The sequence below is a fragment of the Lutibacter sp. genome, assembly GCF_040883305.1.
In the GTDB taxonomy this organism is placed as follows: Bacteria; Bacteroidota; Bacteroidia; order Flavobacteriales; family Flavobacteriaceae; genus Lutibacter.
On sequence record NZ_JBFLKT010000172.1, the window covers coordinates 1 to 5,232 of the forward strand.

Consider the following 5,232-nt stretch of genomic DNA (forward strand, 5'->3'; position numbering starts at 1 on the left):
TATATTATTTTTAATTTTATGTATTCTAGAAGATGAGTAAAATTTTAGCAATCATAGTATCTATAACTATTTTATTTCAAAATTTTGGACTTGAAATAGAAGATCTCAATAAGTTTCCTGAACTTGTTGATCATATTTCTTGTCATTTAAATAGTGGAGATAGTTTTGCTGAATTCATTGCAATGCATTACGGAAGTGAGGTTGATAATCATGAACTAGAGCATAATGAGCATAAAGAACTTCCTTTTAAGCATCAGCATGTTGAATCTCATTTACAAATGGCTTTTATTATATATGTGTATAATGATTCAATAAATTTTAATGAAATTAAGTTAGATACTAATAATTTTACGTACAAAGAACCAACTACAAATTTATTTATCAATAATTTCTTTCAGCCACCACAAAAGTTACATAGTTAAATTTTATTATTAATAAATTTGAGAATCAGTCTTATGGTTTTCAATATTCTACATTACTAATTAATTAAATTATGTTACAAAAAATTATTAAACTAAGTATTGATAATAAACTTATTATACTTTTAATAACTGCCGCAATTGCGGGTTTTGGAATATTCTCATTAACCCAAATTCCAATTGGTGCAGTACCTGATATTACAAACAATCAGGTTCAGGTTATTACAACTTCAAAAAATTTATCTACGCAAGATGTAGAACAATTTATAACCTATCCGGTTGAATTAGAAATGGCAAATTTGCCAGGAGTTGTAGAAATTAGATCCATTTCTAAATTTGGGTTATCGGTTGTAACCATCGTCTTTGAAGATGCAATGGGAACCTATTTACCAAGACAATTAATTGCTGAAAAAATTAAATCGGCTTCAGAAAAAATTCCTGAAGGTTTTGGAACTCCAGAAATGGGACCAATTACCACTGGTTTGGGTGAAATTTATCAATATACACTAGACACAAAACCGGGATTTAGAGATCGCTATTCGCCAATGGAATTGCGAACCTTACAAGATTGGGTTGTTAAACGTCAATTATCAGGAATTCCTGGTGTGGTGGAAGTAAATACTTGGGGTGGATTTTTAAAGCAATACGAAGTTGCATTATTTCCTGAAAAATTAAAATCTATGAACATAACGCATTCGCAAGTGCTGGATGCTCTAGAAAAAAATAATAGCGTTGCTGGTGGTGGTTATATTGAAAGAGCGAATGAAAGTTATTTTGTTCGTGGAGAAGGAATGATAGAGTCTTTAAGCGATATTGAAAATGTTGTAGTAAAAAATGTAGAAGGTGTTCCAATTTTAATCAAAAATATTGCTGAAGTTAATTTTGGTTTTGCCAACCGTTTTGGTGCTATTACTGGAAATGGAGAAGGAGAAAAAGTACTCGGACAGGTAATGATGCTTAAAGATGGTGACTCTAACAAAGTTATTGAAGCGGTTAAAGAACGTGTTGCTGAAATTCAAAAATCATTGCCAGAAGGTGTATTTATTAACGGATTTTTAGAGCGAAGTGAATTAATTGGTAAAACAACCTTTACAATTGCAGAAAACTTAATTATTGGGATAATTATTGTAATTTTTGTGGTTATTTTATTGTTGGGAAGTATGCGTTCCGGGCTTGTTGTTGCTTCGGTGATTCCATTATCGTTGCTTTTCACGTTATCCCTAATGTACATTTTTGGAGTAGATGCCAATTTAATGAGTTTAGGAGCCATTGATTTTGGGATTATTATAGACGGAGCAGTAATAATTGTTGAATTTATAGCCTTTAAAATTACCAGTAGCAGAAAAGAATTAATGCTGCTTTCAGAAAATGAACGACAAGAAAATATTGATAAAATCACTTACAGTAGTAGTTCAAAAATGATGACTTCTGCAATATTTGGACAACTTATTATTTTAATTGTATTTATCCCAATTTTGTCATTAAGTGGAGTTGAAGGTAAAATGTTTAAACCAATGGCAATGGCTTTCAGTTTCGCATTAATTGGCGCCATGTTTTTATGCTTTACCTATGTGCCCGTAATTTCATCGATATTTTTAAAGCCAGAAAAAGTTACTGAAAAAAATATTTCTAAAAGATTAATGACATTTTTTTATAAAATGTACGAGCCGGTTATTAAATGGTCTTTACTTCATAAAAAAATAGTGATTTCACTTTCTGCTGCTTTATTAATTGTAACAGGCATTCTTTTTAGTCGAATGGGTGGAGAATTTATTCCAACATTAGATGAAGGAGATTTTGTAATTCAACCAGTACTAAAAACTGGAACTACATTAACTAAAACTGCAGAAATTACAACACAAATTGAACAAATACTATTAGATAATTTTCCTGAAGTTTCTCAAGTAGTTTCTCGTATTGGTGCAGCTGAAGTTCCAACAGATCCAATGTCTATGGAAGAAAGTGATGTTATTATAAAGCTTAAACCAAAAGGTGAGTGGGTCTCAGCCGATTCAAAAGATGAATTAGCGGATAAATTTAAAGAAAAATTAGCTATAATTCCTGGTATCGATTTTGAGTTTACCCAACCTATAGAAATGCGTTTTAACGAATTAATTACTGGTGTTAGGGCAGATGTAGCGGTAAAAATATTTGGTGAAGATTTAGAAGTTTTAGCAGATAAGGCGGATGAAATTAAGAGTAAAATTGCAAATGTAGAAGGTGCTTCAGATATTATTGTTGAAAAAATTGATGGATTACCGCAAATGACGGTTACTTATAACAGAAAAAAAGTGGCTCGGTACGGATTAAATATTCAATCTTTAAATGAAATTATTTCTATGGGATTTGCAGGTAATACGGTTGGTAGCGTTTTTGAAGGCGAACGTAGATTTGATTTGGTAGTACGTTTACATCCTGAATATCGTAAAAATATTGAAAACCTTAAAAATTTATATGTAGATACACCTTTAGGGACTAAGATTCCATTGCATGAAGTTGCTATTATTGAATATACCAAAGGTCCTGCTAAAATTTCAAGAGATGATACTAAAAGACGGATTGTAATTGGAATTAATGTTCGTAATCGTGATATGGAATCCGTAGTTCAAGATGTTCGAGATATTATTGAAACACAAGTTAAATTACCTGTAGGTTATACGATTTCTTATGGCGGACAATTCGAGAATTTAAATAGTGCAAAAGAGCGTTTAAAAATTGCAGTTCCAATCGCATTATTTTTAATATTTATTATGCTTCATTTTGCATTTAATTCCATAAAAGAAGCATTAATGATATTTTCAGCAATTCCTTTGTCTGCAGTTGGTGGAGTTTTATTCTTATGGATGCGAGGTTTGCCTTTTAGTATTTCTGCAGGTGTTGGATTTATAGCTTTATTTGGTATAGCAGTGCTTAATGGTATTGTACTTATTGAACATTTAAAATCGTTAAAAGCACAAGGTTTTGATGATGTTAATGAGCGGATTTTAAAAGGAACAAAAGAACGCTTACGGCCAGTAATTTTAACCGCTGCAGCAGCAGCTTTAGGATTTTTACCAATGGCTGTTTCAACCAACGCAGGTGCTGAAGTTCAGCGACCATTGGCAACAGTAGTAATTGGAGGTTTAATAACGGCTACTGTTTTAACAATGGTTGTTTTACCTGTATTATATTCAATTTTTGATACTAAAAAATTTAAAATGAAAAAAAGTAAGATTACATCAAAAGTAGTGATTATAATGTTTTTGTTGGTACCGTTTTATGGGTTTTCGCAAGAAAAAACAATTTCATTAGAAGAATTAATTTCAATGGCTGTTCAAAATAATAAGGAGTTAGCTATTAAGGATTTAGAAGCTGATGAAAGAAACAAACTTATTGGGACTGCATTTGAAATTGAAAAAACTAAATTGTATTATACAAATGATGAAACCAATTTAGGAGTTGATGGTAAACCTTTTGAAACCTTCGGAATTGATCAAACTATTGAGTTTCCAACAATATATTTTGCAAGAAAGAAAGCACAAAAAATCACAGCAAGTATAGCCGAATTAACATACGAAATAGCTAAGGATAAATTGATTAAAGAAGTTTCAAAATCGTATTATTCAATAGTTTATTTAAATAGAAAATTATACCATTTACAACAAATGGATAGTTTGTATTATAATTTTTCTTATGCAGCAAAAAGAAAATTTGAATTGGGTGAATCCAATTATTTAGAAATGATTACAGCACATTCTAAATACAAACAATATGCAACGCAATTAAGCCAGGTGAATAATGATATTTCAATTGCATATACGTTGTTAAACGGATTACTTCAAAATGAAGTAACTTTTAAAATATCTGAAACTCAATTAACAAAAATTAAAATACTTAAACCTGATTTAGAGCAACATTTATTAACAGAATATAACTTGCAAAACACAAAGTTATTTAAAGCAAAAAGAGGAATTGTTACTCAAGAGTTATTGCCAGATTTGCAATTTAATTATTTTAATAGTAAAGATGTAAAAGCAAATACTTCAGTAAATAGTTTTCAGGCTGGTGTAGCAATTCCATTATTTTTCTTTGGAAAATCTGCTAAGATTGCTAGTTCAAAAATAGAACAGGATATTATGGATGAGCAAGCTTCGGACTTGAAATTTAAGTTACATTCTAAATATAAAATGTTACTTGATGAACTTAAAAAAAGTGAATCTCAATTAGCTTATTTTAATGAAAGTGGCAATAAAGTTGCAGATGAAATTTTAAAAACCGCAACTTCAAGTTATAAAAATGGAGAGATAGATTTTTTTCAATACATCCAAAGCATTGAAACTTCAAATCAAATAACAATAGATTATTTATCCAATTTAAATTTATACAATCAAATTGTTTTAGAAATTAATTATTTAAACCTTTAGAAAATGAAAAAATTACATATAAATTCTAAATTACTTGTTGTTAGCGTGCTTATTTTGAGTTCATGCACAACATCAAAAAAAGAAGAAATAGCTACGGATAATTCAGTTGATAAAATAAGCAGCTATACTACTATTTCTAAGGCACAATTTACAGACTCCAATATGGAATTAGGAACAATTGAATTGCAAAATTTTACGAAAGGAATTGTAACTAATGGATTTATTGATGTTCCCCCAGCAAGCAAAGTAAAAGTGAGTGCTATTATGGCTGGTTTTGTTAAAAATTCGCCTCTTTTGATAGGTGATAAAGTAAAAAAAGGTCAGTTATTACTGACTATTGAAAATGCAGATTTTATTGAAATTCAACAAAATTACTTAGAAATTTTTGAAAAGTTGAAGTACTTAAAAAA

The 5,232-nt window shown here is 29.9% G+C and carries 2 protein-coding genes and 1 pseudogene; all 3 read left to right on the forward strand.

Features of this window, described 5'->3' with window-relative positions; genetic code table 11:
* Window positions 1-32: 32 nt before the first annotated feature.
* Window positions 33-422 carry a hypothetical protein gene (locus tag AB1Z17_RS05545; RefSeq protein WP_368050805.1) on the forward strand — a complete coding sequence of 130 codons (390 nt, stop codon included), beginning with the start codon at window positions 33-35 and terminating at the stop codon, window positions 420-422.
* Between the two features lie 71 nt (window positions 423-493).
* Window positions 494-4,822 carry a CusA/CzcA family heavy metal efflux RND transporter gene (locus AB1Z17_RS05550; protein ID WP_368050806.1) on the forward strand — a complete coding sequence of 1,443 codons (4,329 nt, stop codon included), beginning with the start codon at window positions 494-496 and terminating at the stop codon, window positions 4,820-4,822.
* Between the two features lie 3 nt (window positions 4,823-4,825).
* A pseudogene (locus AB1Z17_RS05555) lies at window positions 4,826-5,232 on the forward strand (efflux transporter periplasmic adaptor subunit); the annotation flags it as partial.

Bases quoted from the DNA above. Each gene is read 5' to 3' on its own strand.
- AB1Z17_RS05545 (WP_368050805.1), top strand. From the start codon at position 33: ATGAGTAAAATTTTAGCAATCATAGTATCTATAACTATTTTATTTCAA.
- AB1Z17_RS05550 (WP_368050806.1), top strand. From the start codon at position 494: ATGTTACAAAAAATTATTAAACTAAGTATTGATAATAAACTTATTATA.